We start from the raw sequence: 26,288 nt of genomic DNA, 5'->3' as shown, positions 1-26,288 counted from the left end.
ACCCCGGCCCCGAACCGTGGCGCCGCCGGGCGCGCGGGGGCCGCGCCGCGCGTCAGGTGCCGCAGAACGTGGCCTGCACCACCTCGTCCGGCAGCGGCGGCCGGGTCAGGTCGCGGTGTTCGGGCTGATCGCGCCAGGGCTCGGAGAGAACCGCATTCAACCGGTGAAACGGCGCATAGTCGCCCTGCACCGCCGCCTCGATCATCTGCTCGATCCGGTGGTTGCGCGGAATGAAGGCCGGATTCGCCGCCTCGATCCGGGCCCGGACCCCGGTTTCGCGCGCGGCCCGCGCCTGCCACGTCTGCGCCCAGGCGTCATAGGCGGCCGGATCGGTGAACTGGTCCCGCGCCGCCGCCGTGCCCAGCGCCCGGAACGTGTTGGTGAAATCGGCCTGGTTCTGCGCCATCCGGGTCAGCAGGTCGGCGATCAGCTCCAGATCGCCCGCTTCCGCCCCGGCCAGCCCGATCTTGGCGCGGAACAGCGCCAGCCAGTGATCCTGGATCAGTCCGGGCATGGCATGCACGATCTCGGTGGCCTCCTCGACCGCCGCCTCGCGCTCCTCCAACTGCTGGATCAGCGCCGTGGCCAGCTGCGCCATGTTCCACACCACGATATCCGGCTGATTGCCATAGGCATACCGTCCCATCCGGTCGATCGAGCTGTAGACCGTGTTGGGATGATAGCTGTCCATGAAGGCGCAGGGACCATAATCGATGGTCTCTCCGGCGATGGAGCAGTTGTCGGTGTTCATGACCCCGTGGATGAACCCGACGCTCATCCACTGCGCCACCAGCCGCGCCTGCGCGTCGCGCACCGCGCACAGCAGCCCCATCGGCCCGTCGGCCTCGGGATAATGGCGGGCGATGGCATAGTCGGTCAGCCGGATCAGGCTGTTGCGGTCGCCGCGCGCGGCAAAGACCTGGAACGTGCCCACCCGCAGATGGCTCCGCGCCACCCGGGTCAGCACCGCGCCGGGCAGAGGCGCTTCGCGCAGCACGACCTCGCCGGTCTCCACCGCCGCCAGCGCCCGCGTCGTCGGAATGCCCAGCGCATGCATCGCTTCCGAGACCACGTATTCGCGCAGCACCGGCCCCAGCCAGGCCCGGCCGTCCCCCTGCCGGGAATAGGGCGTGCGTCCCGACCCCTTGAGCTGGATGTCGCGGCGGACACCGTCGGTGCCCACGGTCTCGCCCAGCAACAGCGCGCGCCCGTCCCCAAGCTGCGGATTGTAATGGCCGAACTGATGCCCGGAATAGAGCTGCGCCAAGGGCTCCGCCCCCTCGGGCACGGCATTGCCGGCAAAGACGCGCGCCATCTCGCCCACCTCGCCCGGCGATATCCCCATGATGCGGGCAAGCGGTTCGTTGAAGGCGATCAGCCGCGGCGCGCGCACCGGCTCGGGCGCAAGCCGCGCATAGAACGTGCCCGGAAGGCGGGAATAGGAGTTGTCGAACGGAATCGCCAGGGTCATGCCGGAAACATATGCTCTGCGCAGGGGATTGCCATAGCCGATCCGCGCAGGCAGAAAACCCGCGACGCAACGGGAGGATCCGACGTGACCGCACAGGACATCATCGACCGGCTCGGACTGCAGCGCCACCCCGAGGGCGGCTGGTACCGCGAGACCTGGCGCGCCGACAATCCGGGCCGCGCCACGGGCACCTGCATCTATTTCCTGCTGCAGACCGGCGAGCGCAGCCACTGGCACAAGGTGGACGCGACCGAGATCTGGCTCTACCACGCCGGCGCGCCGCTGATCCTGTCGATGAGCGGCACCGACACCGGCCCGGCGACCGACCACCTGCTGACCCCCGACCTCGCGCGGGGCCGGCCGCAACTGGTCGTGCCCGAGGGGCACTGGCAATCGGCGCGCAGCACCGGCGATTACACTCTGGTCAGCTGCACCGTCTCGCCGGGGTTCGAATTCGACGGCTTCCGGCTGGCCGAGCCCGGCTTCGACATTCCGTCCGCAAGCTGACCGCAGCGAAAACGTGCGCCTGCGGCGCGCTCTTCTTGTTTTTTGTTGAGGGACGCTGTCCCTCAAACTCCCTGGGGTATTTGAAACCAGAAAGAAGCCAGACTCGTGTCCTGCTTCTTTCTGGTCCGAAATACCCCGGGGTGAATTGCCCGCAGGGCAAGAGGGGCAGCGCCCCTCAAACCGCGGCCCCGGTTGACCGCCTTGCGCGGTGTGGCAAACTGCGGGCATGGATCATCGAACCCTCGTGGCCTCCCTTCCTACCGAGACCCGCGACGCCCTGACCGCGCGCGCGGACGGCCCGGCCCTGCGGCATCTGGCGCTTCATGCCGGGGCGCTGGCGCTGACCACGGCGGGCATCGCCGCGCAGGTTCCGTTCTGGCCGCTCTTGATGCTGCCGCAGGGCCTCCTGCTGAGCTTTCTCTTCACGCTCAGCCACGAATGCACCCACAAGACGCCGTTCCGCACCACATGGCTGAACGAAGCGGTCGGCCACGGCGCCGGGCTGCTGATCGTTCTGCCCTTCACCTGGTTCCGGTACTATCACCTGGCCCATCACAAATGGACGAACGATCCGGATCGCGACCCCGAACTGGCCGGCAGGCCCCGGCCCGACAGCCGGGCGAGCCTGGCGCTCTATCTCAGCGGCTGGGTCTACTGGAAAGGGATGATCGGCACGCTTCTGGCCAATGCGCGCGGACGGATCGAGGCGCCCTATCTGCCGCGCCGCCGGCATCGCGCCATGCGGATCGAGGCCCGCCTGATGCTCGGTCTCTACACCCTGGGCCTGCTCAGCCTTGCGGCGTCTCCGGCCCTGCTCTGGACCTGGATCCTGCCGCTGCTGATCGGCCAGCCGGTCCTGCGCCTCTATCTGCTGGCCGAGCACGGCCTGTGCCCGCCGGTCGCCGACATGCTGGAAAACTCGCGCACCACCTTCACCAACCGCCTGATCCGCTTTCTGGCCTGGAACATGCCCTATCACGCCGAGCACCACGCCCTGCCGGCGGTGCCGTTCCACAGGCTGCCCGCCTTTCACGCCTGGACGCGGGCGCATCTGAAATCGGTCTCGGACGGGTATCGGGGTTTCACGGCCGCGTATCTTCGGTCTCTGGAACGCTGAGAATGCCGCCCCCGACCAGGGCGCGCACCCCGGTCGTGCCGGGGCACGAGGTCGGCAGCCGCCGCGCCACCCGCACCGCCAGATAGGCAAAGGCCTGCGCCTCGAGCATGTCGCCGTCGAGTCCTGCGCGCTCCACCGGCTCCACCGGGCAGCCGAGCGAGACCCGCAGCATCTCCATCAGGACCGGGTTGTGCCGCCCGCCGCCCGTCACCAGCACCCGCTCGGGCGGCTTGGGGCAATAGGCCAGGCCCTGCGCCACGCCGGCGGCGCACATGGCGGTGAGCGTGGCCACCGCGTCGGCGTCGGCAAGCCCTTCGACCAGATCGGCCATCCTGGCGAACTGGTTGCGGTCCAGGGATTTTGGGGGCATGCGCCGGAAGAACGGATGGGCCAGGAACCGTTCCAGCACCTTGGGATCCACCGATCCCTTCCGCGCCATTTTCCCGTCCCGGTCCATCGGCAGGCCGAACCGCGCCCGCATCAGATCGTCGACCGGGGCATTCGCGGGCCCGGTGTCGAAGGCCAGCAGCGCGCCCCGGTCCTCGGGGCGCGCATGGTTCGGGTCCACATAGGTCAGATTGCCCACGCCGCCGAGATTCAGGAAACACAGCGGCGCGGTCGCCCCCATCCATTTGGCGCAGGCGAAATGGAAGAACGGCGCCAGCGGCGCGCCCTCGCCCCCCATCGCCACGTCGTCCGAGCGGAAGTCCCACACCACCGGCACCCCCAGCGCACGCGCCAGTTCCGCACCGTCGCCCACCTGCAACGTGCCCTTGCGGTGCGGGTCATGCGCCAGGGTCTGGCCGTGGAATCCGACCAGATCGGCCTCGGCGAAGCCCGCCAGAACCTCCGAGTGGATCAGGGTCACGAGCGTCCCCGCCACCTCGACCTCTTCGCCGGTCCATTTGCCGAGTCCGGCGCGCAACACCGCCCGTTCCGCCTCGGAATAGGGCCGGTATCCGCTGCGCCCGAACCGCCGGATGGTCAGGCCGTCGGTCTCGACGACCGCGACATCGACGCCATCCATCGACGTGCCCGACATGGCGCCCAGGGCCCGGATGGGTCCGGTCTTGCTGATGCTCCGGTTCACGCGCCTCTCTCCTGCTTTCGTGCCGCGCCCGGCCCGGCGGCGGTGTCCCGCCCCAGGGCCCTGGCCGGGTCAGCCTGCCCCCGATCCGGATCGCCAGGCAAGACCGTCGGCCGACCGCCCCCAGCTTTAGTGCCCAACCGACACGGGATCAACACGGGCGGCGGGCCGGGCGAGGCCGGGGCCCCTGCCCGCGCCCGTTGCAGAAAATCCCGATCCCGTCCGCCTCGCGCGCTGGCATCTGTGCAAAATGCGCAGACCGTGGCAGGCTGAGGTTGCACCGCGATCGGTCCACTCGCCGGCAACAGCAGACCCATGACACGACCCCAGACCCCGAACACCGCGGCGTCGCTGGAAAGCCGCAACTACCACCTGATCTTCTGGTCCGGCACGCTGTCCACCATCGGCGGGCAGCTGGTCAATCCCCGGCTGGTCCTGCCGTTTCTCTACCTCGCGCTCGGCGCGCCCACGTTCGTCGCGGGGCTGCTGCTGCCCTTCGTCACAGGCGCGCAGCTGATCGCCGAGATCTTCGTCTCGCCCTTCATCAACCGCGTGACCCGCGCCAAGATCGCCGTCTATGTCCCGAACATCCTGACCGGCGCGGTGCTGGCCGTCGTCGCCCTGTTCGCGACCGATCTGCCGAAGCTGATGATCGTCCTGCTGTTCCTGCTGACCGCGGTCGTCATGGGCCTGTGCCAGGGAATCTCGAACCTCGGAACCAGCCAGATCTACGGCGTGTCCGTCCCCGATGCCAAACGCAACCGGATGCTGTTCGCGCAGGCCACCATATCGGGGCTTCTGGCGATCGCGGTGGTCTGGTCCACCCGCGATCTTCTGTCCTCCGACCAACCCATGCAGCGCCACATCGTCGTGATGTGGTGTGGCGTGATCGCGATGGTCGCCGCCGGCCTCAGCTTTGCCAGCGTGCGCCTTCTCGAGGACCGGCCGGCCAGCGCCCCCGCCCGACGGCCGAAACCCCTGGCCGAACTGGCAACCGGCTTCCGGACCGGCATGGAGAAAGCGTGGTACCGCAGGTTCCTGGTCGCCCGGACGATCTTCGTATCGGTGGAACTGGCCATGCCGTTCTATACGATCCATGCGGCGACCTTCCATCTCGGAACCAAGCATGCGCTCAGCTATTTCGTGATCGCCGCCAGCGCCGGCGTCGTGATCGGATCCCTGCTCTGGGGCTGGCTCAGCGGCCGCGTCTCGGTCAAGCCCGTGATGTGGCTCGGCTGCCTGATTTCGGCCCTCTCCGCCGTGCTGGCGCTGGGCTTTGCGCTGATGGGATACGCGCAGAACGTCTGGCTCTACGCCCTGGTGATCCTGCTCCTGTCGCTGGGGGGCAACGGCCTCATCTACGGGCGCTACCTCTATGTCATCGACATGACCGGCAAGGCCGAGCGCCCCTATCTCGTCGCCCTGGGCGATGTCTGCGCCGGGCTGGTCGGCATCCTGTTCGCGGCCGTCCTCGGCGCCGTTGCCCATCTGCACGACCCGATCACCCCGATCTTCGTGCTGGCCGCCCTGAACCTCGTGGCGATGCTCTGCGCCCTGCGCCTGCCGGCGCGCCGGCCCGCAGAAGCCGCGGCGCATCCCTGAGGCCGCCGAAGGCGGCACCGGCCCCCGCCACGGCAGGAAGCACTGGACTTTCCGCGAAAATTGAGGGAATCCCTCCCGGCGCAGGGCGGTCGGCCGCGGCAGACAGCGGACCTTGCCCCGCACCGACTTCAATGGCCCTTCCGGCAAGGGCCTCAGGCAACACGGATACCGGCAGTCATGACCTACCATCCCAAATCGGACTTCATCGCGGTGATGATGCAGCGCGGCTTTCTGGCCGACTGCACCGATTACCAGGGCCTCGACGAGGCGCTGCGCAAGGGATGTCAGCCGGGCTATATCGGCTTTGACGCCACCGCCAAGTCGCTGCATGTGGGCTCGCTGATCCAGATCATGATGCTGCGCTGGCTGCAAAAGACCGGCCACAAGCCGATCACCCTGATGGGCGGCGGCACCACCAAGGTGGGCGATCCCAGCTTCCGGGCCGACGAACGCCCGCTGCTCGGCCCCGAACAGATCGACGAGAACATCGCCGGCATCCGCAAGGTGTTCGCGGCCTATATCGACTATGACAGCGGTGCCGGGAACGCCGCACTGATGCTCAACAACGCCGAATGGCTGGACGGGCTGAACTATCTCGACTTCCTGCGCGACATCGGGCGGCATTTCTCGGTCAACCGGATGCTCAGCTTCGAATCGGTCAAGTCCCGGCTGGACCGCGAACAGTCCCTGTCGTTCCTCGAATTCAACTACATGATCCTGCAGGCCTACGACTTTCTGGAACTGAACCGCCGCTACGGCTGCATCCTGCAGATGGGCGGCAGCGACCAGTGGGGCAACATCGTCAACGGCGTGGATCTGACCCGCCGCGTGATCGACCACGAGGTCTATGGCCTCACTTCGCCGCTCCTGACCACAAGCGACGGCAAGAAGATGGGCAAGACTCAGGACGGCGCGGTCTGGCTCAACGCCGACATGCGCTCGCCCTACGAATTCTGGCAGTTCTGGCGCAACACCACCGACGCCGACGTGGGCCGGTTCCTCAAGCTCTACACCGAACTGCCGCTGGAGGAATGCGACCGGCTCGGCGCGCTGGCGGGCTCCGAGATCAACGCCGCCAAGATCATCCTCGCCAACGAGGTCACCACCCTCCTGCACGGGGCCGAGGCCGCCGCCAATGCCGAGGCGACCGCCCGCGAGGTGTTCGAAAGGGGCGGCGTGGGCGACGAGCTGCCGACGCTGACCGTCAGCGCAGCCGACCTGCCGGTGTCCATCGTGCAGCTCATCGTCAAATCGGGCCTCGCCAAATCCGGCAAGGAGGCCAAGCGCCTGATCGCAGAAAACGGCGCCCGCCTCGACGACGCCCCGCTGACCGATGCCGGCCTGATGATCGACGCCGGCGCGCTGGCCTCCCCGATCAAGCTGAGCGCCGGCAAGAAGCGCCACGCGCTGGTGCAGCTGGACTGACCGGGGCCACCTGACTGCCGCCTTGACCCTCCCCCTGCTGGAACCGTTAGGTCTCAGCAGAATCGGAGGTGATGATGACGCGCTACATCCAGGCCCTGGCCGTCTGCGCCCTGCTGGCGGGTGCGCTCTTCTGGGTCCTGTCGGACCGGGCACCGGACCCGGCCACCGCCGGCCACGGCGCCGCGATGGTCGCGGTCCCGCGCCCCGCCGCGCTCTCGGCCGAGGCCGAGCGCGGCAGAGCCACCTTCGCGGCGCGGTGCGCGCAGTGCCACGGCGGCGACGCGGAGGGGCTGGAGGGGATCGGGCCGCCGCTCGTGCACAGGATCTATGAACCGTCGCACCACGCCGACGAAGCCTTTCAGCGGGCCGTCGCGTCCGGCGTGCGCCGCCATCACTGGACCTTCGGCGACATGCCGCCGGTGCCGGGACTCACCCGCGCCGAGGTCGCGACGATCATCGCCTATATCCGCGAATTGCAACGCGCCAACGGAATCGACTGACCATGAGGAACACATGACGAAACGGACGCTCGCCTGCCTTGTCGCCCTGTGCGCCGCCACGCTGGCCGCGGCCCATCAGGGCGTCCAAAACCCCGCCGTCCAGGCGCGCATGCACGCCATGAGCGCCCTGGCCGAGAACATGAAAACCCTGGGAAACATGGCCAGGGGGGCCTCTGCCTTCGACGCGGCTACCGCCCGCGCCGCAGCCAAAGCCATCGCCGATCATGCCGCCCGCATTCCGGCCCTGTTCGCGGCGCAAGAAACCGACCCGAAATCCGAGGCGAAACCGTCGATCTGGGAAACGCCCGGGGATTTCAACCGCAAGGCGGCCGATCTCGAATCCGTCGCGGCCGGGCTTTCGGGGGCGCTGACATCGCCGGCGGATCTGAACCCGGCGATGCAGTCCCTGGGCGCAAGCTGCAAGTCCTGCCATGCCGACTATCGCAAGTGACCGACGAGCCGCCGCCGCGCGGGCGCTCGCGGGGCTGGCCCTGATGCTGGCGCCATCGCCTGCCTGGACCGGGCACGAGCTCGACGACCGCGACCTGTCCAACGGCCGGGCACTCTATGCCGAACACTGCGCCTCCTGCCACGGAGCCGAACTGCAGGGCCAGCCGAACTGGCAGACCCCCAATCCCGACGGCACCCTCCGCGCGCCCCCGCATGACGAGACCGGGCACACCTGGCATCATGACAATGCGCTGCTGTTCTCCTACACCCAGCTCGGCGGCCAGAAGGCCCTGGAACTGCGCGGCGTCACCGGTTTCCAAAGCGCCATGCCGGGCTTTGCCGACAGCCTCGACGAAGACGAGATCTGGGACATCCTCGCCTTTATCCGATCCACCTGGCCCAGGCGCCTCCAGGAGATCCAGGCGCAGAGAAATCCGCCGCACGAAGACTGAAGCGATCCACGGCGGGATCGCGGTCTCGGAATGTGCGCCTTCGGCGCGCTCTTTTGGTTTTTGTTGAGGGACGCTGTCCCTTAAACTCCCTGGGGTATTTGAGACCAGAAAGAAGCAGGAAAGAAACCGCGGCTTCTTTCTGGTCCGAAATACCCCGGGGTGAATTGCCCGAAGGGCAAGAGGGGCAGCGCCCCTTCTTCTGCGACGCAGTGTAGAAGTGACGACTGGACACACGCCCCCTCCTTCCATTATCTGAACATGTGTTCAAATCAGGGGGAGAGGAGCCCGCAATGCAACTCAGCACCACAGCCGCCGTCGTCACCGGCGGCGCTTCGGGACTCGGCGAGGCCACCGCCCGCCACTTCGCCGAACATGGCGCGCAGGTCACGATCCTCGACCGCGATGCCGCGCGCGGCCCGCAGGTCGCCGCCGAGATCGGCGGGCATTTCGCCGAAACCGACGTGACCGACGAAGCCTCGGTCGCCGCCGCCATCGCCCTGGCGAAAGAGAAGATGGGCCGGATCACCGCCTGCGTGAACTGCGCCGGCATCGCCTATGGCATCAAGACCGTGGGCAGGGATGGTCCCCACCCACTGGACGCCTTTCAGCGCACCATCGACGTGAATCTGGTCGGCACCTTCAACGTATCGCGCCTGGCCGCCGCCGAGATGGCCGGGAACGACCCCGAGCCGGACGGCGCGCGCGGTGTGATCATCAACACCGCCTCCATCGCCGCCTTCGACGGGCAGAAGGGCCAGGCCGCCTATGCCGCCTCCAAGGGGGGCGTTGTCGGCATGACCCTGCCGATGGCCCGCGACCTGGCCTCGACCGGGATCCGGGTGATGGCCATCGCGCCCGGCATCTTCCTGACGCCGATGCTGCAGGGGCTGCCCGAGGAGGTGCAGCAGCAGCTTGCCGCCGACGTGCCCAACCCGCCGCGGCTCGGCGACCCGCGCGAATACGGCCGGCTGGCCGGCTTCATCGTCGAGATGGGCTATCTGAACGGCGAGGTGATCCGGATCGACGGGGCGCTCAGGATGCGCTGACAAACCGGTACAAATCGGACGAACCCGGCCGCGGGCGGGGTACAAACCGGAAGAACCGGCTCAACCCGCCTCGGCCTTCTCGGCAAGCGCGAGCCATTCCTCCTCGGCGGCCGCCAGCTTGTCCTGCCGCGCAGCCAGCGCCTCGGTCGCCTTCCGGAACTTCACCGGCTCGCGGGCGAACAGCTCGGGATCGGACATCAGGTCTTCCAGTTTGGCGATCTCGGCCTCCAACCGGGCGATCTCGGTCGGCAGTTCCTCCAGCCGGTGTTTCTCCGAAAAGGACAGGCCCGATTTCGGCTTGGTTTTCTGCCTTGCCTTCGGCTTGTTATCTTTTGTTTTTACTTGTTTTTTCTCGGTCACGCCCCTTCGCTGCGCAACGTAGTCCGACCAGCCTCCGGCATAGACGGTGGCCCGGCCGTCGCCCTCCATGGCGATGGTCGTGGTCGCCACCCGGTCGAGAAAGTCGCGATCATGGCTGACCAGCAGAACCGTGCCGTCATAGTCGTCGAGAAGTTCCTGCAACAGGTCCAGCGTCTCGACATCCAGATCGTTGGTCGGTTCGTCCAGCACCAGCAGGTTCGACGGTTTCGCCATCAACCGGGCCAGCAGCAATCGCGCTTTTTCTCCTCCGGACAATGACTTGACCGGCGCTCTTGCCTGACGTTCATCGAACAGGAACTCCTTGAGATAGCCCACCACATGCTTGGGCTGGCCGCGCACCATCACCTGATCGGCCTTGCCCGAGACCCGCATCGCCGGATCGCCGGTCAGACTGTCCCACAGGGTCATTTCCGGGTCGAGCTGTTGCCGCGCCTGATCGAACACCGCGATTTCGAGATTGGTCCCGAGCCGCACCGAACCCGCGTCCGGCGGGAACTGGCCCAGCAGCATGCCCAGCACCGTGGTCTTTCCGACCCCGTTGGGTCCGACAAAAGCCACCCGATCGCCCCGCAGCACCAGCAGATCGAAGTCACGCACGATTTGCCGATCGCCGAAGCGTTTGGACAGTCCTTGCGCCTCGATCACCTTTCGACCGGATTTCGGCCCGGCCTCAAGCGACATGGCCGCCGTTCCCTGACGGGCGATCTGTGCCGCGCGTTCCGCGCGCCGCGCCTGCAATGCCCTGAGGCGGCCCTGATTGCGCTTGCGCCGGGCGCTGATGCCTTCGACGGCCCAGCGGGACTCGGACTTGATCAACCGGTCCAGCTTGTGGCGAGCGGTGTCTTCTTCTTCCCAGATCCGGTCGCGCCAGGTTTCGAAGGCGCCGAAGCCCTTGTCCTGTCGCCGCAGCATTCCCCTGTCGATCCATAAGGTTGCGCGGGTCAACTCACGCAGAAACGCCCGGTCGTGCGAAATCAGGACAAAGGCCGCGCGCGTCGCCTGCAACTCCCGCTCCAGCCAGCCGATCGCTTCGATATCCAGGTGGTTCGTGGGTTCGTCCAGCAGCATCAGGTCGGGCGCTTCGGCCATCAGCTTGGCCAGCGCCGCGCGCCGCCTTTCGCCCCCCGACGCGGTCGCGACCGGGCGTGCAGGGTCGAATTTCAGCCCTTCGCCCGCGCGTTCCACCTTGTAGAACTCGCCGGATTCCAGGCCGCTGGACGCATAGTCGCCGAGGGTCGCATACCCCGACAGGTCCGGATCCTGCTCCATGTATCCGACCGATCGTCCTGGTGGCAGAACGATTTCCCCCGAATCGGGCTCGACAAGGCCGGCCATCACCTTCATCAACGTGGACTTGCCCGAGCCGTTCCGCCCCACCAGCGCGATCCGGTCGCCCGGCTGAACCACCTGGTCGAGGCCGAAAAAGACCGGCTCGCCCCCGAATGTCAGGGAGATGCCGGACATCTGCAACAAAGGAACTCTTGCCATGCCCGCCAGCTAAAGCGCCGCGGACTTGGCGTCAACGTCCCTGCTTCATCTTGCCGAAAATACTCAATTCAACCGGTCACCGCCCGCAGCAGGCGTTTCCGTGCCGGGGGAATCGCGCCGATTTCAAGCCCGGTAAAAACGTGCAGCGTGTTCATGTGCCGGTCCACGACCGCATGATCGCTGACCCAACCGCCCATCATCAGGTAGGTTCTGAGCAGCGGTGGCATCCGCAGCATCGCCTTCCTGGCGTCGGGTCTGCGCCGAAGGCGCGCGGCAAAGCGGAACACGTCCGGCGCCTTGACACGGGGCAGCCAGCGTTTGGGCGCCAGATGCCGCTGTTTGAGCATGGCGAATGCGTCCAGATAGTCCTCGGTCTCGGTTCCGGCGAAGGACGAACAACCAAACAGCATCTCGATGCCGTTGCGGTCCACGAAGGCCGTCATCGCACCCCAGGCGACCCGCAGGATATCCGGATCCGTCCAATCGGGATGGACGCAGAACCGGCCCATTTCGACCATCCGCCCCTGAAAGCCTTCCAGGGCCGAAAGGTCGTAATACTGTGCCGAATAGCTGCGGTGGATGTCGCTGCCGCCGTTCAGGGTCAGCATTCTGAAGGTGCACACGAGTCTTCCACCGGCGCGCATGTCTTCGACCAGAACATGGGCGCAGATCTCGTCGAACCGGTCCCGGTCCGTCCCGGTCGTGGCAAAGGCCAGGGTGCGCAGCGCCTGTGCGCCGGCCACGTCCCGAGGCGTCTGCGCGAGCCGTGCGCGATAGCGCCCCTTGTTCAACAAAACCCCGTCTGCCAAGGCCGGATCCTCCGCGGCGATCCCCAGATACAGTATGTGCCGCCGCCCTATCACACAAGCCATGACGCTCGTGTGACAGCTCCATGCCCGGCCGGGTCTCAGTTGTTGGTCACGGTGGCCGGATTGAAACTGCCGATATTGCCGAGAAGCTGGCGCAGGAATGTCTTGTCATCGACACTGGAACTGGTCACGCGGCGTTCCAGGGGCACGACGATGCCGTCCTCGAGCCCGTAGCGCTCGACGTTGCGCAACACGCCGCGCTGGTCGAAACTCAACGCCACAAGCTCGCGCGAGACGACCTCGGGTTCGCGCGGCCCCAGGTAGCGGATCCGTGAAGACACATAGTAATACCCGGAATCCTTCAGCACGCCGGACGCGCCCGGCGCCCCGACCGCCTCGATCACGCTGTCGCGGGTGTCGACACCCACTTTCAGTTCGGCCAGTTCGGCCTGGGTCGGGACATAGCCGTGTTTGCGATAGATCGGCGCGCAGGCCGTGACCGCGCCCAGGCACAACCCGAATGCCACGGTCCGGACCGCCGGTCTCAGCACATCACCAAACTTCACCATCCATGACCTCTTGCCTTGGCGCCTTCCGGCTTCTATCCGATTACAGAAACCGACGCCGCGGTTCAACACACGAAAGACCCAGGTATGAATGACCGTACTGCCCTTCGGGTGGCAGATCTGCCCCAGAACGCGCCGACCGCCTTTGACCTGCGTCCCGGCGCCGGGGAACTGGAACGCCTGAGGGCCGAATTGAATCTGATGGGCCTCAGAAAGCTGAGTTTCGTCGGCGAAATCCGCTCTCACGGCAGGCGCGACTGGGTACTCGAGGCCAGGCTGGGCGCAACCGTGGTGCAGCCTTGCGTCATCACGCTGGACCCGGTCACGACCCGGATCGAGACGAAGGTCCGCCGCCTGTACCTGGCCGAATGGCGCGACCCCGACGAGGCCGAAGCCGAGATGCCGGAGGACGACGAGGCCGAGGCGCTGGGATCCGAGATCGACCCCGCCCAGGTGATGGTCGAGGCTCTGACGCTGGCGCTGCCGCAGTATCCGCGCAAGGACGGCGCCGGGCTGGGCGCGGCCGCGTTTACCGAGCCCGGCAAGCGGGCCCTGACCGACGATGACGCCAAGCCCTTTGCCGGATTGGCCGAATTGCGCGATGCGCTGAAAAAAGACAAGTGACAGAAAGGGCAAGACCTGTCATAGCAAACGGTCAGAAAAACTGCTTGAACATGGCGAGAATCGCAGTATTTTCGCGCGCTCATCGGATTTTGGGTTGGACATCGTAAGGGCCGTGCCCTAAACGCGCGTCACGCCACGAGAAAACTGAAGAATGTAACCCCGCCGGCGGGATGAATCGCCGGCCCAGTCAGACAAAGGTTGAGACAATGGCTGTCCAACAGAACAAAGTTTCCAAGTCGCGCCGCAACAACCGCCGCGCGCACGACGCTCTGGTTGCTGCAAACCCGAACGAATGCCCCAACTGTGGCGAGCTCAAGCGCCCGCACCACGTGTGCGCGGCCTGCGGCCACTATGACGACCGTGAAGTGGTCGCACAGGCCGAAGAAATCGACCTGGACGAAGACGCGGCCTGACCCGTTCGATTGCAGGCCACGGCATGACGGCTCAGCCCGATCAAACCGATACCAAGCCCGGGCAGATCATCATCTCGGTTGACGCCATGGGCGGGGACGCGGGCCCCTCGGTCGTCGTGGCAGGCATTGCAAAATCGGCCAAGAAGAACCCCGAGATCGGGTTCATCCTGCATGGCCCGGAAGACAAGCTGCGCAAACTGGTTGCGAAACGGCGTGCCCTGGACGGGCGCGTCGTTTTTCGTGATTGTCCGGATGTCGTGACGATGGAGGACAAACCCAGCCAGATCGTGCGCAACGGCAAGCAGACCTCGATGTGGTCGGCGCTCGACTCGGTCCGCGAGGGTGAGGCGCATGGCGCGGTCTCGTGCGGCAATACCGGGGCGCTGATGGCGCTGTCGATGATGCGGCTGCGCAAGCTGCAGGGCGTGAACCGGCCCGCCATCGCGATTCTGTTCCCGTCGCGAAATCCGCAGGGGTTCAACGTCATGCTGGACGTGGGCGCGGATGTGCGGGCGGATGCCCGCGACCTGCTGCAATTCGCGCTCATGGGCGCCTCCTATGCCCGCAACGGCATGAACATCGCGCGGCCGCGCATCGGGCTGCTCAATGTCGGGACCGAAGAACACAAGGGCCGCGCCGAGCTCAAGGAGGCGCACGGCCTGATCGCCAGCTTTTCGGAACAGGCCAATTTCGAGTTCGTCGGCTTCGTCGAAGGCAGCGACATCACGGGAAAGCGCGCAGATGTGATCGTCACCGACGGGTTCACCGGAAACGTGGCCATCAAGACCGGCGAAGGCACCGCGAACCTGATCGGAGATCTGCTGAAGGAGGCGTTCAAGTATTCGCCGCTTTCCCGGCTGGCGTCGATACTTGCGATAACCTCCTTGCAGCGCCTGAAAAAACGCATCGACCCCCGCCGCGTGAACGGCGGCGTCTTTCTGGGGTTGAACGGAACCGTGGTCAAATCCCATGGCGGCGCGGACGCCACCGGGGTGTCCGCGGCGGTGAAACTCGCCTTCCGTCTGGCCAAGTCGGGATTCGCGGAAAAACTGGCGGCACGGGTTGCATCCACATCCGAGCTTGCCCAAGATGGCGCCTTAACAGCGTCGCAAGCTGAACAATAACAAAAAGGCGGTACCCAGATGGTAAGCCGAGCAGTAGTCGTAGGTGTCGGGCATTACCTGCCGGAGCGCGTGGTTCCGAACTCGGAATTCGAGGCAACGCTGGACACCTCGGACGAATGGATCCGGACCCGGTCCGGCATCGAACGCCGGCACTTCGCGGCCGAAGGCGAAACCACCTCGGAACTCGCGACCCGCGCCGCCGAGGCGGCGTTGGCGGATGCCGGACTGACCGCCGATGACATCGATGCGATCGTGGTGGCCACCTCGACGGCCGATCTGACGTTTCCCTCGGCGGCGACCATGGTGCAGGCGCGGCTGGGCATGAGCGGTGGATTTGCGTTCGACGTTCAGGCCGTGTGCGCCGGCTTCGTCTATGCGCTGAGCAACGCCAACGCGATGATCGTGTCCGGCCAGGCCCGGCGGGTGCTGGTGATCGGCGCCGAGACCTTTTCGCGAATCATGGACTGGAGCGACCGTTCGACCTGCGTTCTGTTCGGCGATGGCGCGGGGGCGGTCATTCTCGAAGCTCAGGACGGCGACGGCACCTCGCAGGACCGGGGAATCCTGTCCATGGATCTCAATTCCGACGGACGGTACAAGGATCTGCTCTATGTAGATGGCGGCGTGTCCACGCAGAGCACCGGGTATCTGCGCATGCAGGGCAACCAGGTCTTCCGTCATGCGGTGGACAAGCTGGCCAAGACCGCCGATACCGCGCTGGAAAAGGCGGGTCTGACCAGCGACGATGTGGACTGGATCGTGCCCCATCAGGCCAATATCCGCATCATTCAGGGCACCGCCAAGAAGATGGGCCTGCCCATGGACCGCGTCGTGGTCACGGTGCAGGACCATGGCAATACTTCCGCCGCATCGATCCCCCTTGCCCTGTCCGTCGGCAAGCAGCGCGGCCAGATCAAGCCCGGCGATCTGATCGTGACCGAGGCGATCGGCGGCGGGCTGGCCTGGGGTGCGGTCGTCCTGCGCTGGTGACTGGCGCGAACCGGCTTACGCAGCCGCTTGCAATTCATTGATATTGACAGTGAATTTTCCCTACCCCTATTCTTCTTCATCAACAGGGGAAAAGGCATGAGTGAAAAAACACTGACACGTATGGATCTGAGCGAAGCCGTCTTTCGCGAAGTTGGCCTGTCGCGCAACGAAAGCGCGCAGCTTGTCGAAAGCGTTCTCAACCACATGTCGGACGCGCTGGTGCGCGGCGAACAGGTAAAGATCTCGTCCTTTGGCACGTTCAGCGTTCGGGACAAATCCGCGCGCATCGGGCGCAACCCCAAGACCGGCGAGGAGGTTCCGATCCAGCCCCGCCGGGTGCTGACATTCCGGCCATCCCATCTGATGAAGGACCGCGTCGCCGCCGGGAACCGCAAGTAGGATCAGGACCGCGAGCCGATGAGCAAGTCACCCGACGCCTTTCGCACGATCAGTGAAGTTGCGGAGTGGTTGGGGGTTCAGGCACATGTTCTGCGCTTCTGGGAAAGCCGCTTTTCGCAGGTCAAACCGGTCAAGCGCGCCGGTGGTCGCCGCTATTACAGGCCCAGCGACATGCAACTGCTGGGCGGGATCAAACGGCTGCTGCACGATGACGGGCTGACCATCAAGGGCGTGCAGCGCATTCTGCGCGAGCAAGGCACCGCGCATGTGGCGGCCCTGTCCCAAGGTCTCGACGACCGCGCGACGCCCGAGTCGGCGGCGGGCGAGAACATTGTGCCCTTCAAGGAACCGTCGGCGAAGAAAACCGGGGCGACGCAGATCGATCTGGATCTTGGCGACCGGCAAGACGCCCGGCCGCATACCGAGCGAGGCGAGGCCGAACCCGCGAGCTCGGGCAACGAAACCGCTCCGGGACCGTTGGCGAAACTGTGGTCCGTGGACCGACTGGACCGCGACATGCTGAAACAGATGGCGCCCATTGCGCGGGACTTGCGCGCCTGGCTGGAGCGGGTCGAAACCCGGATGCCGGGATAAATCACGCGCCCATGTTTTCCTCTTGCCCCTGCCGGGAAAATCATTATGAACGGGCTCACGTCGGGCTATGGCGCAGCCTGGTAGCGCGTCCGTCTGGGGGACGGAAGGTCGCAGGTTCAAGTCCTGCTAGCCCGACCAAATCATACCGACGCACCGCAAGGACAGGCCAGAGCCTCTGGCGAAAAAGGGGATCGGCATGACAGGCGTGTGCGCAAACCAGCAGATCGAATCCATGATCGCGCAAGGCGAGATCGTTGCGCGCGAGCCCGTCCTGCCCGCGCAAGTGCAACCGGCGAGTCTGGATTTGCGTTTGGGAACGGTGGCTTATCGGGTTCGAGCGTCGTTCCTTGCGGGCGAAGGCAATACCGTGGCCGACCGGCTGCGCGAATTCGAGATGCACCGCATCGACATTTCGGAAGGCGCCGTGCTGGAAAAGGGCTGCGTCTATCTGGTGCCGCTGATGGAGGCGCTGGCCCTGCCCCGCGATGTGACCGCCGTGGCCAATGCCAAAAGCTCGACCGGGCGGCTCGACCTTCTGACCCGCACGATCACCGACGGCGGGACCGAGTTCGACCGGATATCCGCCGGCTATGGCGGGCCGCTCTATGCCGAGATTTGCCCGCGATCCTTTTCGGTGCTGGTCCGGCCGGGGATGCGGCTCAACCAGATCCGCTTCCGGCAGGGGCAAGCGGTTCTGACGGACGCCGAATTGCAGACCCTCCATGCGGAAACGCCGCTGGTCGATGGGCCGGCGGTGATTCAGGACGGGCTGGGATTTTCCGTGGATCTGCGTCTGCCGAACTCCAACCTGGTCGGCTATCGGGCCAAACCCCATACCGGCGTCATCGATCTGGACCGGATCGGCGCCTATGACCCGCTGGAATACTGGGAAGAGGTCCGCACCCGGGACGGGCGGATCATTCTCGATCCGGGGGCGTTCTACATCCTGGTGAGCCGCGAGGCGGTGCATATACCGCCCATGTACGCCGCCGAAATGGCGCCCTACCTGGCGATGGTGGGCGAGTTCAGGGTGCATTACGCCGGGTTCTTCGATCCCGGTTTCGGCCACGCGGCGGCGGGCGGCGCCGGTTCGCGCGGCGTGCTGGAAGTGCGCTGCCACGAAGCCCCGTTCGTGCTGGAGCATGGTCAGGTCGTCGGGCGGCTGGTCTATGAACGGATGGCGGAAGTGCCGACCCAGCTTTATGGCGCAGGCATCGCGTCAAACTATCAGGGGCAAGGGTTGAAGCTGTCAAAGCACTTCAAGTCCGCCTGACAACGTATTGATACCATTAAAATCGCAAAAACCTCTGCATCTGTCGGGCCATCCGCTGTGTCTGGCGGAGCTTCTGCCGATCAACCTTTGGCGCACCGCCTTCGGCCTGGGGGCCGGTCTGCGCCTTCCCGCCTTTGGGCTGTCCCCGATCCATCGCGTCGATACCCTTCGCCACGCCCTTGTGGAGCAGTTTGCGAAACGCAATCCTGACGATCATGTCGATCATTCGGTTGAGGTTCATGGGTCTCTGCCTTTCTCTCGATCGGCGCGATGCCGGGGCTGGATCGCGGCTATTCCTCGAAGAGTTCCGACTGTCCCTCTTCGCCGTCGTCTTCGTCCTGCCCCTCCGCGATCGGCAGGGCACCGGGCGGCGGGCGGTTTTCCAGCAGACCCGCCGCGCGCAGTTCCTTGAGGCCAGGAAGATCGCGGGCGCTTTCCAGTCCGAAATGGTCCAGGAACTGCGGCGTCACGACGAAGGTCACGGGCCGTCCCGGCGTCATGCGGCGGCGGCCCAGCCGGATCCATTCCATTTCCAGCAGCTGATCTATGGTGCCGCGGGATACCGAGACGCCGCGGATCTCTTCGATTTCCGCGCGTGTGCAGGGCTGGTGATAGGCGATGATCGCCAAGGTCTCGATCGCGGCACGGCTCAGCTTGCGGGTCTCGACGGTTTCCTTCTGCATCAGGAATCCGAGATCCGGCGCGGTGCGGATGGCCCAGGCCTCGCCCACCTGCACGACGCGGACGCCGCGCCCCTCGTACCGTTTGCGCAACAGTTCCAGCGCCTGAGCCGCATCGCTGCCATGTGGCATGCGCGCCTCGAGATCCGCAACGCTGACCGGTTCCGGGCTGGCGAACAAGACCGCCTCGACCATGCGCTCCTGTTCGGCCAGGGGCGGCGCCTCGAACAGCGTGTCGGGTTTGTCGTCTGGGGTGCCGTCACTCACGTCTGTCAGTCCTCTTGCGCAGTTGGATCGGAGCGAAGGTCTCGCTCTGCCGCATTTCCAGCTGCCCTTCCTTTACAAGTTCCAGCGAGGCCGCAAAGGTCGAAGCGGTGGCCGAGCGGCGGCGCATCGGATCGGTGTTCCAACCTTCGGGCAGATAGCTGGCCATGTCCGTCCAGGTACCGGCAAACCCGATCAGCGGCCGCATGCGTTCCAGCGCCTGTTCCATCGTGAACACCGCATCGCGGTCCATCACGAAGGGGCGGAATTCGTCCCGTGTGCGAATGCGCGCATAGCCCTGCATCAGGTCCAGCAAAGTGGCCGAGTAGGTCACGGTGCGGATGCGCGTGATATCCTCGCCCTGACCGCGCTTGAAGAAATCGCGACCCAACTGGTCGCGCGCCATCAGCCGGGCGGCGACGTCCCGCATCGCCTGCAGCCGCTCGAGCTGAAAGGCCAGATGCGCGGCGAGTTCCTCGCCCGACGGCCCTTCCTCTTCCGGGTCGGGCGGCAGCAGCAGGCGCGATTTCAGATAGGCCAGCCAGGCCGCCATCACCAGGTAATCCGCCGCCAGTTCGATCCTGAGCGCCCGGGCCCGTTCGACAAAGGCCAGGTATTGCTGGGCGAGCGCCAGCACCGAGATCTTGCGCAGATCGACCTTTTGTGTGCGCGACAGCGTCAGCAGAACGTCCAACGGGCCTTCGAACCCATCGACATCGACGATCAACGCCTCGGCCGCAAGACGATCCGCCACCGAGATCGTGTCTTCGGAGAATTGGTTATCCGTCATGCACCCGCCCGCTCATGAGGCGAGATAGTTCCGCCTCGGCGGCATCGATGTCAAGTTCCCCCGGCGCTCGTCGCATGGCGAGCGCCCGTTCGGCACGTTCCTGCGCAGCGTCGGTCATCTCTCCGGCCGCCGCCAGCACTTCGACGCGTTCCGAAAGCGTTCCGTTGCAATGCAGCACGACATCGCAGCCCGCCGCGAGCGCCTGCCGCGACAGAGCACCCAGCGCGCCGCTCAGCGCCTTCATGGAGATGTCGTCGGTCATGATCAGGCCGTCGAACCCGATCCGCTCACGGATCAGCGTCATGACCGTGGGTGAGATGGTCGCGGGCCTCGCGTCGAGGCGGTCATAGACCAGATGCGCGGTCATCCCCAGGGGCAGATCGTTGAGCACGTGAAACGGCGCGAAATCGGTTGCGTCCAGATCCTCCGGCGGCAGGTCCACATGCGGCACGTCGTGATGACTGTCGAGCGTCGCGCGGCCATGACCGGGAATATGCTTGACCACCGGCAGCACGCCGCCGTCGAGATGGCCCTGCGCCACCGCCCGGCCGATCAGCGCCACCATGTCCGGATCGCGGCCGTAACAGCGGTTGAGCAGGAAGGGATGCGTGCCGGGTTGCGCGACATCGACCATCGGCGCGCAGTTGCTGTCGATGCCCAGTGCCCGCAGTTCATGCGCGATCAGCCGATACCGCAGATACATGGCGCGCTCGGCCGCATCGCCGGCACGCTCCACATGATCCAGTGGCGGCAGCCAGTCCCGCGCCAGAGGCGGGCGCAGGCGCTGCACCCGTCCGCCTTCCTGATCTATGGTGATCGGGCACGCGCGACCGACCGCGTCGCGGAAGTCGGCGCACAGCGCGCGGACCTGATCGGCGCTTTCGATATTGCGCGCGAACAGGATGAACCCGAACGGATTCATCTCTCGAAACAAGGATTTCTCGTCCGCGGTCAGGCGCAGCCCCTCGGCATCCGTGATCGCCGCACCGAGTTTCACCGCACGGTCACCGGAATGCAATCCGCACCCTGCGCCACCAGCGCCGCGCAGAACTGGCGCGAGTCGCTGAGGTCTTCAAATCCGACCACGCGCAACCGGTAGAAGGTGCGCCCCCCGCTCGAGGCTTTTTGGATGACCCGCTGCTTTCCGTCCATGTAATCGGCAAACCGCCCGAACAGTCGATCCCATTCGGCCTGTGCGATTTCGGGGGATTCAAAGGCGCCCAGCTGGGCCAGACGCGCGCCTTCGGGCAAGGTGTCGGGGTCCACATCCAAGGCGGTCGCCGCCATGACGGCGGCATCGATCGCGGCCTGAGACACGGAGCTGAATTTCGCACCGCTCGGGGTGGCGCGGGCCGGGCGGCCGTTGGGCCGCAGCGACCGGCGCACGCCCGGCGCCTCCAGAAGCGCGGGATCGGGCATCTGCGCCATCAGGTCGGCCGGGTCGATGGCCGGCTCCTCTTCGGGTGTGACTAGGGCCGCAAGCTGGACTTCGGACTCCGGCGTGGAGCCCGGCTCGGCGGTGTCGCCGGCGAGTTCCTCGACCAACGCCTCGACCGCGTCCTGGCGCAGGTTGGCGGCCTCTTGGTCGGAGATCTCCTCGTTGACGACCATCACCGCGGGTTCAGGCTTCAGGGCGCCCATGGGCGCGTCCTCGTCGGTCAAGGAAACCGGGCGCGGCGCCAGGATCAGCCGATCCGCGGGCGGCGCCGCGGTTCCCTGCGCCGCCACCGTATTGACGGCAAGCCCCTGGTGATCGGCCGGCATGCCGCCCGGGCTTTCCGGCTGGATTCGCATCGGGCCTTCCACCGCACGCACCACGGGCACGCCGCTCACGTCCCGCATCACCAGCTTGTAGCCCCAGACACCGATGCCCGCGACCAGAGCCAGCGATGCCATCGCGCCCATGAAATTGACGATTCGCCCGAAACCACCGCCGGATGGCAGAACCTCCGCTTCGTTCCAGTCCTCTGCGTATTCATCCTCATCCGCGGGATAGATCGGATCGCTGTAGTGCATATGCCCGGGGCCGTTCTGCCCCGAGAAATCGTATCGCGCCATGTCCGCCTCACTGCCCGCCAGCGCCCTGTGGTGCGCGCGGGTCATTTCTTGCCTTGTCCTCGGGCCGGCGGTTCGGGCGATATTTCTTACCGCATCTCCTGCGCCGGCTTGACCCCAAGAATACCGAGGCCGGCGGAAATCACAACCGCCACGGCGCGGGCCAGGGCCATTTTGGACTGGCTTGTGGCCACATCGCCATCCTGAAGAAAGCGCAGGGCCGGCTCGTCATTGCCACGGTTCCAGAGTGCGTGGAAATCTCCTGCCAATTCATAGAGATAGAAAGCAACGCGATGAGGTTCGTTGGTGCGCGCGGCAATTTCGACCAGACGCGGCCATTCCGCAAGCTTCCGGGCGACCGTCAATTCGGCCTCGTGATCGATCTTGCCGAGATCGGCGGCTTGCAGCGTCGCAAGCTCGGCATCGATGCCGGCCTCGGCAGCCCGGCGCAGCACGCTCATGACGCGGGCATGGGCGTATTGCACGTAGAATACCGGGTTTTCGCGGCTCTGCTCCAGCACCTTGTCGAAATCGAAATCCAGCGGCGCGTCGTTCTTGCGGGTCAGCATGACGAACCGGGTCACGTCCGGGCCGACCTGATCGACCACGTCGCGCAGGGTGACGAAGTTCCCCGCCCGCTTGGACATCTTGAACGGCTCGCCATTCTTCCACAGTTTCACCAACTGGGTCAGCTTGATGTCCAGCGGCACCTTGCCGTCGGACAGGGCCGAAACGGCGGCCTTCATCCGCTTGACGTATCCACCGTGATCTGCGCCGAACACGTCGATCAGCGCGTCGAACCCGCGGCTCACCTTGTCGTAGTGATAGGCGATGTCGGGCGCGAAATAGGTCCAGCTGCCATCGGATTTCTTGACCGGGCGATCCACGTCGTCGCCATGCGCGGTCGAGCGGAACAGCGTCTGCTCGCGCGGTTCCCAATCCTCGGGCGTCTTGCCCTTGGGCGGTTCCAGAACGCCCTCATAGATCAGACCCTTGTCGTTCAGCGCGGCCAGCGCCGCCTCGATCCGGCCGGTGCCGTAGAGGGATTTCTCCGAGAAAAAGACATCCATCTCGACGCCCAGTTCCTTCAGATCGGCGCGGATCAGGTCCATCATGGCATTGGTGGCGAATTCGCGGAGCTCGTCCAGCCACTCGCTTTCCGGCCGGTCGATCAGACTGTCGCCGTATTTCTCCTTCAACGCCTCGCCGATCGGGATCAGGTAGTCACCCGGGTAGAGCCCTTCGGCGATCTCCGGGCTGAGGCCGTTGGCCTCGCGATAGCGTTCATAGGCCGACCGCGCCAGCACATCGACCTGCGCGCCGCCGTCGTTGATGTAGTATTCGCGGGTGACATCGTACCCGGCATAGGCCAGCAGACTGGCCAGCGCATCGCCGAACACGGCGCCACGGGTATGGCCGACATGCAGCGGGCCGGTCGGATTGGCAGACACATATTCGACATTGACCCGCTTGCCCTGCCCGATCTCAGAGCGGCCGAAACCGGTCCCTTGGGACAGGATCGCCCGGAGCACTCCCTGCCATACCAAGGGCTCAAGACGCAGGTTCAGAAACCCCGGCCCGGCAACCTCGGCACTGGAGATCCGGTCGTCGGCGGCCAGCTTTGCAGCCAGCGCCTCTGCGATGTCGCGCGGCTTCATCCCCGCGGGCTTGGCCAGGACCATCGCCGCATTGGTCGCCATGTCCCCGTGCGCCGGATCGCGCGGCGGCTCGACCGTCACGTTGTCGAGGCTCAGGCCCTCGGGCAAGGCGCCTTCGGACTGCATAAGGGCCAGCGCGTCCAGAACCAGGGCGCGCATATCGGAAAACAGGTTCATCGTGGTGTCCTTTTGCTTGCCGGGCGGTTTACCACGCGAAACGGCAAGGTCAATGCGGGGCATCGCTTCGCTCTTGGTTTGCCGCTCCGGTCCGCTATGGTGGGCCGCGATCAATCACGGGAGATCCGACGTGCGCTTCGCCCTTTCGCTTTGCCTCGCCCTGCTTGCGCCCTGCCCCCTGCTGGCGGACCTCGCCCGCCCCACCGGGCACGTTCTGATCACCCTGGGCGGCGCGGTGTCCGAAACCAACCTGCCCGCCCGGTCGGACAGCGACGGCGGATTGTTCGGGTTCTTCGAGATCGTACATGACGGCGCGGCCGGGTTCGACGCCGACATGCTCGACGCTCTGGAACAGGCGGAGATCACCATCGCGTACGGCCCGGACAATCAACAGCGCGAGATCACGTTTTCCGGCCCGCGCTTGTCGGACGTCATGAAGCTGGCCGGCGCCGCCGGAAAGACCGCCAAACCGATGACCATGGACGGCTATCAGGCCGAAATCAGCTGGGACAGCATCACCGCCCACCACCCCATCCTCGCCACCCATGCCGACGGCCAGCCGATGGGCATCGGCGGCTATGGCCCGGCGATGATCGTCTTTCCGCCCACGGACGACCCTGCCCTGGCCGAGGAGCAGGCGGCGCAACAGGTCTGGGCGCTGGTCTATATCGGCGTGGAGTGATCAGACGCGCATGTGCCGCGCCCCGGTCAGCCGGGTGTGATCCTGCAGCGCGAAACGGTCGGTCATCCCGGCGATGTAGTCGCACACGATGCGGGCCAGTACGGTCTCGTCCCGCGCGGCGTCGATATCGGAATGCCAATGCGCCGGCAGCTGTTTCGGGTCGCCCAGATAGATCGGAAACAGGTCTTCCACCACCGCGGCGACCTCCTGGCGCACTTTCATGACCGAGGGCGCGCGATACATGCGCGAAAACAGAAAATCGCGAATTTCGGTCAGATCGGACCACAATCCGTCCGAGAACCGAATGACGGGATATCCAAGGGCCCGAATGTCCGCCACCGTCCGCGCGCCGGATTGGGTGAGCAGATCCTGTGATGTGGAAATGACATCCGAAACCATGACGCCGAAAACCCGCCGCAGCGCCTCGTGGCGGCGGCGGTAGGGGTCGATACCGGGATATGTCCCGTCCACCTCCGCATAGCAGTCGCGCACGATCGGCAAGACCTGAATATCCTCGTCCGTGAACAGCCCCGCGCGCAGCCCGTCGTGAAGATCATGGTTGTTGTAGGCGATATCGTCCGACAGGGCGGCGACCTGCGCCTCGGCGCTGGCGTGGGTGTGCAGTTCCAGATCGAAGCCCGCATTGCATTCCGCCAGTGCCCACGGCAGCTCTCCCAGAACCGGACCGTTGTGTTTCGCAATGGCTTCAAGGGTTTCCCAGGTGAGGTTCAACCCGTCAAACGCGGCATAGTGCCGTTCCAGCCGGGTCACGATCCGAATGGTCTGCGCGTTGTGATCGAACCCGCCATAGGGCAACATCAGGGCATGCAGGGCATCCTCGCCGGTATGGCCGAACGGCGTATGGCCCAGGTCATGCGCCAGCGCGACCGCCTCGGTCAGTTCCGGGTTCAGTCCCAATGCCCCGGCAATCGTGCGCGCCACCTGCGCCACTTCGATGGAATGAGTCAGGCGGGTGCGGTAATTGTCGCCCTCATGTTCGACGAAGACCTGCGTCTTGTGTTTCAGCCGCCGGAAGGCGCTGGCATGGATGATCCGGTCCCGATCCCGTTGAAAGCACGACCGGAAACCGCTTTCCTGCTCCGGCACCAGCCGCCCTCTGGCCCGCTCCGGATCCGAGGCAAAAACCGCTCTGTCCAAAGGTCTCGTCCTTGTCGCCTGTCCCTGGCTTTTCTATATTGTAGGACGCTCGACATGGAAACCTTCGGAGTCCGGCATGAACCTGCCCCCCAGAGTCACCGAACGCGCTTTTGCCCGCCTGGCCGAAATCGGCGCGGCGGATCAGGGGCAAGCGCTGCGCGTCGCCGTGGAAGGCGGCGGATGCTCAGGTTTTCAGTACGAAATTGCCTTGGATGCGCCCAAGGACGACGATCTGGTACTGGAGGGCAACGGCCAGAAGGTGGTGGTCGATTCCATCTCGCTGCCGTTTCTGGAGAATGCAACCATCGACTTTACCGAGGAACTGATCGGCGCGCGCTTCGTCATCGACAATCCGAACGCAACCTCCTCCTGCGGCTGCGGCACTTCGTTTTCGATGTGACCATGAGTGGGGGCTTTGCCCCCACACCCCCAGGATATTTGAAGCCAGATGAAGCAGAGATCCGCTCTCCGGCATGGGCGCCGGAGAGCTTCACCTGGCGCGGTCA

Annotated in this window: 29 protein-coding genes and 1 tRNA gene; 18 read left to right on the top strand and 12 right to left on the bottom strand. The window is 65.7% G+C overall.

The genetic code is table 11. From position 1 onward, the window contains the following. Positions 1-52: 52 nt before the first annotated feature. On the bottom strand, positions 53-1,471 hold the full coding sequence (locus AC2FNJ_RS01340; protein WP_496761786.1) for a protein adenylyltransferase SelO: 1,419 nt from the start codon (positions 1,469-1,471) through the stop codon (positions 53-55). 84 nt (positions 1,472-1,555) lie between these two features. Between AC2FNJ_RS01340 and AC2FNJ_RS01335 the strand changes: the two genes are divergently transcribed. Then, positions 1,556-1,978 (top strand): cupin domain-containing protein, encoded by a 423-nt coding sequence (locus AC2FNJ_RS01335; protein WP_496761785.1) that lies wholly within the window; start codon positions 1,556-1,558, stop codon positions 1,976-1,978. Positions 1,979-2,204: 226 nt separating this feature from the next. Then, on the top strand, positions 2,205-3,095 hold the full coding sequence (locus tag AC2FNJ_RS01330) for a fatty acid desaturase (protein WP_496761784.1): 891 nt from the start codon (positions 2,205-2,207) through the stop codon (positions 3,093-3,095). Here the strand turns inward: AC2FNJ_RS01330 and AC2FNJ_RS01325 are convergent. Next, positions 3,061-4,185, bottom strand: coding sequence for an anhydro-N-acetylmuramic acid kinase (locus AC2FNJ_RS01325; protein WP_496761783.1), 1,125 nt, complete (start codon positions 4,183-4,185; stop codon positions 3,061-3,063). The genes AC2FNJ_RS01330 and AC2FNJ_RS01325 overlap by 35 nt on opposite strands. Before the next feature lie 312 nt (positions 4,186-4,497). Here AC2FNJ_RS01325 and AC2FNJ_RS01320 point away from each other — a divergent pair, with 312 nt between their 5' ends. From AC2FNJ_RS01320 to AC2FNJ_RS01295, 6 genes are all read left to right on the top strand, one after another. Further along, positions 4,498-5,784 (top strand): MFS transporter, encoded by a 1,287-nt coding sequence (locus AC2FNJ_RS01320; protein WP_496761781.1) that lies wholly within the window; start codon positions 4,498-4,500, stop codon positions 5,782-5,784. A 177-nt stretch (positions 5,785-5,961) separates the two neighbouring features. Next, complete coding sequence (gene tyrS / locus AC2FNJ_RS01315; RefSeq protein ID WP_496761779.1) at positions 5,962-7,209, top strand: tyrosine--tRNA ligase; 1,248 nt, start codon at positions 5,962-5,964, stop codon at positions 7,207-7,209. Between the two features lie 74 nt (positions 7,210-7,283). Then, on the top strand, positions 7,284-7,709 hold the full coding sequence (locus AC2FNJ_RS01310; RefSeq protein ID WP_496761778.1) for a c-type cytochrome: 426 nt from the start codon (positions 7,284-7,286) through the stop codon (positions 7,707-7,709). 13 nt (positions 7,710-7,722) lie between these two features. Continuing rightward, positions 7,723-8,160 (top strand): c-type cytochrome, encoded by a 438-nt coding sequence (locus tag AC2FNJ_RS01305; protein ID WP_496761776.1) that lies wholly within the window; start codon positions 7,723-7,725, stop codon positions 8,158-8,160. Next, a complete protein-coding gene (locus AC2FNJ_RS01300; protein ID WP_496761774.1) occupies positions 8,141-8,611 on the top strand; it encodes a c-type cytochrome in 471 nt (156 codons plus the stop codon). Before AC2FNJ_RS01305 ends, AC2FNJ_RS01300 begins: the two co-directional genes overlap by 20 nt. Positions 8,612-8,901: 290 nt before the next feature. Then, complete coding sequence (locus AC2FNJ_RS01295) at positions 8,902-9,657, top strand: SDR family NAD(P)-dependent oxidoreductase (protein WP_496761772.1); 756 nt, start codon at positions 8,902-8,904, stop codon at positions 9,655-9,657. 60 nt (positions 9,658-9,717) lie between these two features. On the opposite strand, the gene AC2FNJ_RS01290 is transcribed toward AC2FNJ_RS01295, so the two are convergent. The 3 genes from AC2FNJ_RS01290 to AC2FNJ_RS01280 form a co-directional block, all read right to left on the bottom strand. Beyond that, the gene (locus tag AC2FNJ_RS01290; protein ID WP_496761771.1) at positions 9,718-11,526 is read right to left on the bottom strand and encodes an ABC-F family ATP-binding cassette domain-containing protein; all 1,809 of its coding nucleotides are present in this window, start codon (positions 11,524-11,526) and stop codon (positions 9,718-9,720) included. A 68-nt stretch (positions 11,527-11,594) separates the two neighbouring features. Next, the gene (locus tag AC2FNJ_RS01285; protein WP_496761769.1) at positions 11,595-12,335 is read right to left on the bottom strand and encodes a GNAT family N-acetyltransferase; all 741 of its coding nucleotides are present in this window, start codon (positions 12,333-12,335) and stop codon (positions 11,595-11,597) included. A gap of 98 nt (positions 12,336-12,433) precedes the next feature. Next, the gene (locus AC2FNJ_RS01280; protein ID WP_496761768.1) at positions 12,434-12,904 is read right to left on the bottom strand and encodes an outer membrane protein assembly factor BamE; all 471 of its coding nucleotides are present in this window, start codon (positions 12,902-12,904) and stop codon (positions 12,434-12,436) included. Between the two features lie 84 nt (positions 12,905-12,988). Between AC2FNJ_RS01280 and AC2FNJ_RS01275 the strand changes: the two genes are divergently transcribed. From AC2FNJ_RS01275 to AC2FNJ_RS01240, 8 genes are all read left to right on the top strand, one after another. After that, complete coding sequence (locus AC2FNJ_RS01275) at positions 12,989-13,525, top strand: YceD family protein (RefSeq protein ID WP_496761767.1); 537 nt, start codon at positions 12,989-12,991, stop codon at positions 13,523-13,525. Between the two features lie 206 nt (positions 13,526-13,731). After that, positions 13,732-13,938, top strand: a complete 207-nt coding sequence (gene rpmF, locus AC2FNJ_RS01270) for a 50S ribosomal protein L32 (RefSeq protein WP_496761766.1) — start codon at positions 13,732-13,734, stop codon at positions 13,936-13,938. A gap of 23 nt (positions 13,939-13,961) precedes the next feature. Beyond that, positions 13,962-15,062: a phosphate acyltransferase PlsX gene (plsX, locus tag AC2FNJ_RS01265; RefSeq protein ID WP_496761765.1), complete on the top strand. Its 1,101-nt coding sequence runs from the start codon at positions 13,962-13,964 to the stop codon at positions 15,060-15,062. Between the two features lie 18 nt (positions 15,063-15,080). Beyond that, positions 15,081-16,052 carry a beta-ketoacyl-ACP synthase III gene (locus AC2FNJ_RS01260; RefSeq protein WP_496761764.1) on the top strand — a complete coding sequence of 324 codons (972 nt, stop codon included), beginning with the start codon at positions 15,081-15,083 and terminating at the stop codon, positions 16,050-16,052. 96 nt (positions 16,053-16,148) lie between these two features. Next, on the top strand, positions 16,149-16,451 hold the full coding sequence (gene ihfA, locus AC2FNJ_RS01255; protein ID WP_496761763.1) for an integration host factor subunit alpha: 303 nt from the start codon (positions 16,149-16,151) through the stop codon (positions 16,449-16,451). An 18-nt stretch (positions 16,452-16,469) separates the two neighbouring features. Then, positions 16,470-17,045 (top strand): MerR family transcriptional regulator, encoded by a 576-nt coding sequence (locus AC2FNJ_RS01250; RefSeq protein ID WP_496761762.1) that lies wholly within the window; start codon positions 16,470-16,472, stop codon positions 17,043-17,045. A gap of 61 nt (positions 17,046-17,106) precedes the next feature. Next, a tRNA-Pro gene (locus AC2FNJ_RS01245) sits at positions 17,107-17,183 on the top strand. 58 nt (positions 17,184-17,241) lie between these two features. Then, positions 17,242-18,318: a 2'-deoxycytidine 5'-triphosphate deaminase gene (locus AC2FNJ_RS01240; protein WP_496761761.1), complete on the top strand. Its 1,077-nt coding sequence runs from the start codon at positions 17,242-17,244 to the stop codon at positions 18,316-18,318. A gap of 16 nt (positions 18,319-18,334) precedes the next feature. Here AC2FNJ_RS01240 and AC2FNJ_RS01235 read toward each other — a convergent pair whose 3' ends face one another. From AC2FNJ_RS01235 to argS, 6 genes are all read right to left on the bottom strand, one after another. Continuing rightward, complete coding sequence (locus AC2FNJ_RS01235; RefSeq protein WP_496761760.1) at positions 18,335-18,544, bottom strand: hypothetical protein; 210 nt, start codon at positions 18,542-18,544, stop codon at positions 18,335-18,337. 64 nt (positions 18,545-18,608) lie between these two features. Continuing rightward, entirely contained in the window at positions 18,609-19,265 is a 657-nt protein-coding gene (gene scpB, locus AC2FNJ_RS01230; RefSeq protein WP_496761759.1) for an SMC-Scp complex subunit ScpB, read from the bottom strand. After that, positions 19,258-20,052, bottom strand: a complete 795-nt coding sequence (locus tag AC2FNJ_RS01225) for a segregation and condensation protein A (protein ID WP_496761758.1) — start codon at positions 20,050-20,052, stop codon at positions 19,258-19,260. Before AC2FNJ_RS01225 ends, scpB begins: the two co-directional genes overlap by 8 nt. Beyond that, a complete protein-coding gene (gene nagZ, locus AC2FNJ_RS01220; RefSeq protein ID WP_496761757.1) occupies positions 20,042-21,049 on the bottom strand; it encodes a beta-N-acetylhexosaminidase in 1,008 nt (335 codons plus the stop codon). The genes AC2FNJ_RS01225 and nagZ overlap by 11 nt, the downstream gene beginning before the upstream one ends. Continuing rightward, entirely contained in the window at positions 21,046-22,155 is a 1,110-nt protein-coding gene (locus AC2FNJ_RS01215) for an SPOR domain-containing protein (RefSeq protein ID WP_496761756.1), read from the bottom strand. The genes nagZ and AC2FNJ_RS01215 overlap by 4 nt, the downstream gene beginning before the upstream one ends. Before the next feature lie 41 nt (positions 22,156-22,196). Beyond that, the gene (gene argS / locus AC2FNJ_RS01210; protein WP_496761870.1) at positions 22,197-23,942 is read right to left on the bottom strand and encodes an arginine--tRNA ligase; all 1,746 of its coding nucleotides are present in this window, start codon (positions 23,940-23,942) and stop codon (positions 22,197-22,199) included. Between the two features lie 130 nt (positions 23,943-24,072). On the opposite strand from argS, the gene AC2FNJ_RS01205 reads away from it, so the two are divergent. Continuing rightward, positions 24,073-24,624: a putative pterin-binding protein gene (locus tag AC2FNJ_RS01205; protein ID WP_496761755.1), complete on the top strand. Its 552-nt coding sequence runs from the start codon at positions 24,073-24,075 to the stop codon at positions 24,622-24,624. Here the strand turns inward: AC2FNJ_RS01205 and AC2FNJ_RS01200 are convergent, their stop codons facing one another. Beyond that, on the bottom strand, positions 24,625-25,782 hold the full coding sequence (locus tag AC2FNJ_RS01200) for a deoxyguanosinetriphosphate triphosphohydrolase (RefSeq protein WP_496761754.1): 1,158 nt from the start codon (positions 25,780-25,782) through the stop codon (positions 24,625-24,627). 76 nt (positions 25,783-25,858) lie between these two features. Here AC2FNJ_RS01200 and AC2FNJ_RS01195 point away from each other — a divergent pair, with 76 nt between their 5' ends. Next, positions 25,859-26,182, top strand: coding sequence for a HesB/IscA family protein (locus AC2FNJ_RS01195; protein ID WP_496761753.1), 324 nt, complete (start codon positions 25,859-25,861; stop codon positions 26,180-26,182). Positions 26,183-26,288: the final 106 nt, after the last annotated feature.

The sequence above is a fragment of the Ruegeria sp. BHSB196 genome, assembly GCF_059613135.1.
The sequence above is the reverse complement of the archived record's forward strand: the minus strand, read 5'-3'. Positions and strand labels throughout refer to the sequence as shown.

What these genes read in the sequence shown, in the direction of transcription:
- AC2FNJ_RS01340 (WP_496761786.1), bottom strand. Translation starts at nt 1,471, where the DNA reads ATGACCCTGGCGATTCCGTTCGACAACTCCTATTCCCGCCTTCCGGGC.
- AC2FNJ_RS01330 (WP_496761784.1), top strand. Translation starts at nt 2,205, where the DNA reads ATGGATCATCGAACCCTCGTGGCCTCCCTTCCTACCGAGACCCGCGAC.
- AC2FNJ_RS01320 (WP_496761781.1), top strand. Translation starts at nt 4,498, where the DNA reads ATGACACGACCCCAGACCCCGAACACCGCGGCGTCGCTGGAAAGCCGC.
- tyrS (WP_496761779.1), top strand. Translation starts at nt 5,962, where the DNA reads ATGACCTACCATCCCAAATCGGACTTCATCGCGGTGATGATGCAGCGC.
- AC2FNJ_RS01310 (WP_496761778.1), top strand. Translation starts at nt 7,284, where the DNA reads ATGACGCGCTACATCCAGGCCCTGGCCGTCTGCGCCCTGCTGGCGGGT.
- AC2FNJ_RS01305 (WP_496761776.1), top strand. Translation starts at nt 7,723, where the DNA reads ATGACGAAACGGACGCTCGCCTGCCTTGTCGCCCTGTGCGCCGCCACG.
- AC2FNJ_RS01300 (WP_496761774.1), top strand. Translation starts at nt 8,141, where the DNA reads ATGCCGACTATCGCAAGTGACCGACGAGCCGCCGCCGCGCGGGCGCTC.
- AC2FNJ_RS01295 (WP_496761772.1), top strand. Translation starts at nt 8,902, where the DNA reads ATGCAACTCAGCACCACAGCCGCCGTCGTCACCGGCGGCGCTTCGGGA.
- AC2FNJ_RS01290 (WP_496761771.1), bottom strand. Translation starts at nt 11,526, where the DNA reads ATGGCAAGAGTTCCTTTGTTGCAGATGTCCGGCATCTCCCTGACATTC.
- AC2FNJ_RS01280 (WP_496761768.1), bottom strand. Translation starts at nt 12,904, where the DNA reads ATGGTGAAGTTTGGTGATGTGCTGAGACCGGCGGTCCGGACCGTGGCA.
- AC2FNJ_RS01275 (WP_496761767.1), top strand. Translation starts at nt 12,989, where the DNA reads ATGAATGACCGTACTGCCCTTCGGGTGGCAGATCTGCCCCAGAACGCG.
- rpmF (WP_496761766.1), top strand. Translation starts at nt 13,732, where the DNA reads ATGGCTGTCCAACAGAACAAAGTTTCCAAGTCGCGCCGCAACAACCGC.
- plsX (WP_496761765.1), top strand. Translation starts at nt 13,962, where the DNA reads ATGACGGCTCAGCCCGATCAAACCGATACCAAGCCCGGGCAGATCATC.
- AC2FNJ_RS01260 (WP_496761764.1), top strand. Translation starts at nt 15,081, where the DNA reads ATGGTAAGCCGAGCAGTAGTCGTAGGTGTCGGGCATTACCTGCCGGAG.
- ihfA (WP_496761763.1), top strand. Translation starts at nt 16,149, where the DNA reads ATGAGTGAAAAAACACTGACACGTATGGATCTGAGCGAAGCCGTCTTT.
- AC2FNJ_RS01250 (WP_496761762.1), top strand. Translation starts at nt 16,470, where the DNA reads ATGAGCAAGTCACCCGACGCCTTTCGCACGATCAGTGAAGTTGCGGAG.
- AC2FNJ_RS01240 (WP_496761761.1), top strand. Translation starts at nt 17,242, where the DNA reads ATGACAGGCGTGTGCGCAAACCAGCAGATCGAATCCATGATCGCGCAA.
- AC2FNJ_RS01235 (WP_496761760.1), bottom strand. Translation starts at nt 18,544, where the DNA reads ATGATCGACATGATCGTCAGGATTGCGTTTCGCAAACTGCTCCACAAG.
- AC2FNJ_RS01225 (WP_496761758.1), bottom strand. Translation starts at nt 20,052, where the DNA reads ATGACGGATAACCAATTCTCCGAAGACACGATCTCGGTGGCGGATCGT.
- AC2FNJ_RS01215 (WP_496761756.1), bottom strand. Translation starts at nt 22,155, where the DNA reads ATGACCCGCGCGCACCACAGGGCGCTGGCGGGCAGTGAGGCGGACATG.
- argS (WP_496761870.1), bottom strand. Translation starts at nt 23,942, where the DNA reads ATGAACCTGTTTTCCGATATGCGCGCCCTGGTTCTGGACGCGCTGGCC.
- AC2FNJ_RS01195 (WP_496761753.1), top strand. Translation starts at nt 25,859, where the DNA reads ATGAACCTGCCCCCCAGAGTCACCGAACGCGCTTTTGCCCGCCTGGCC.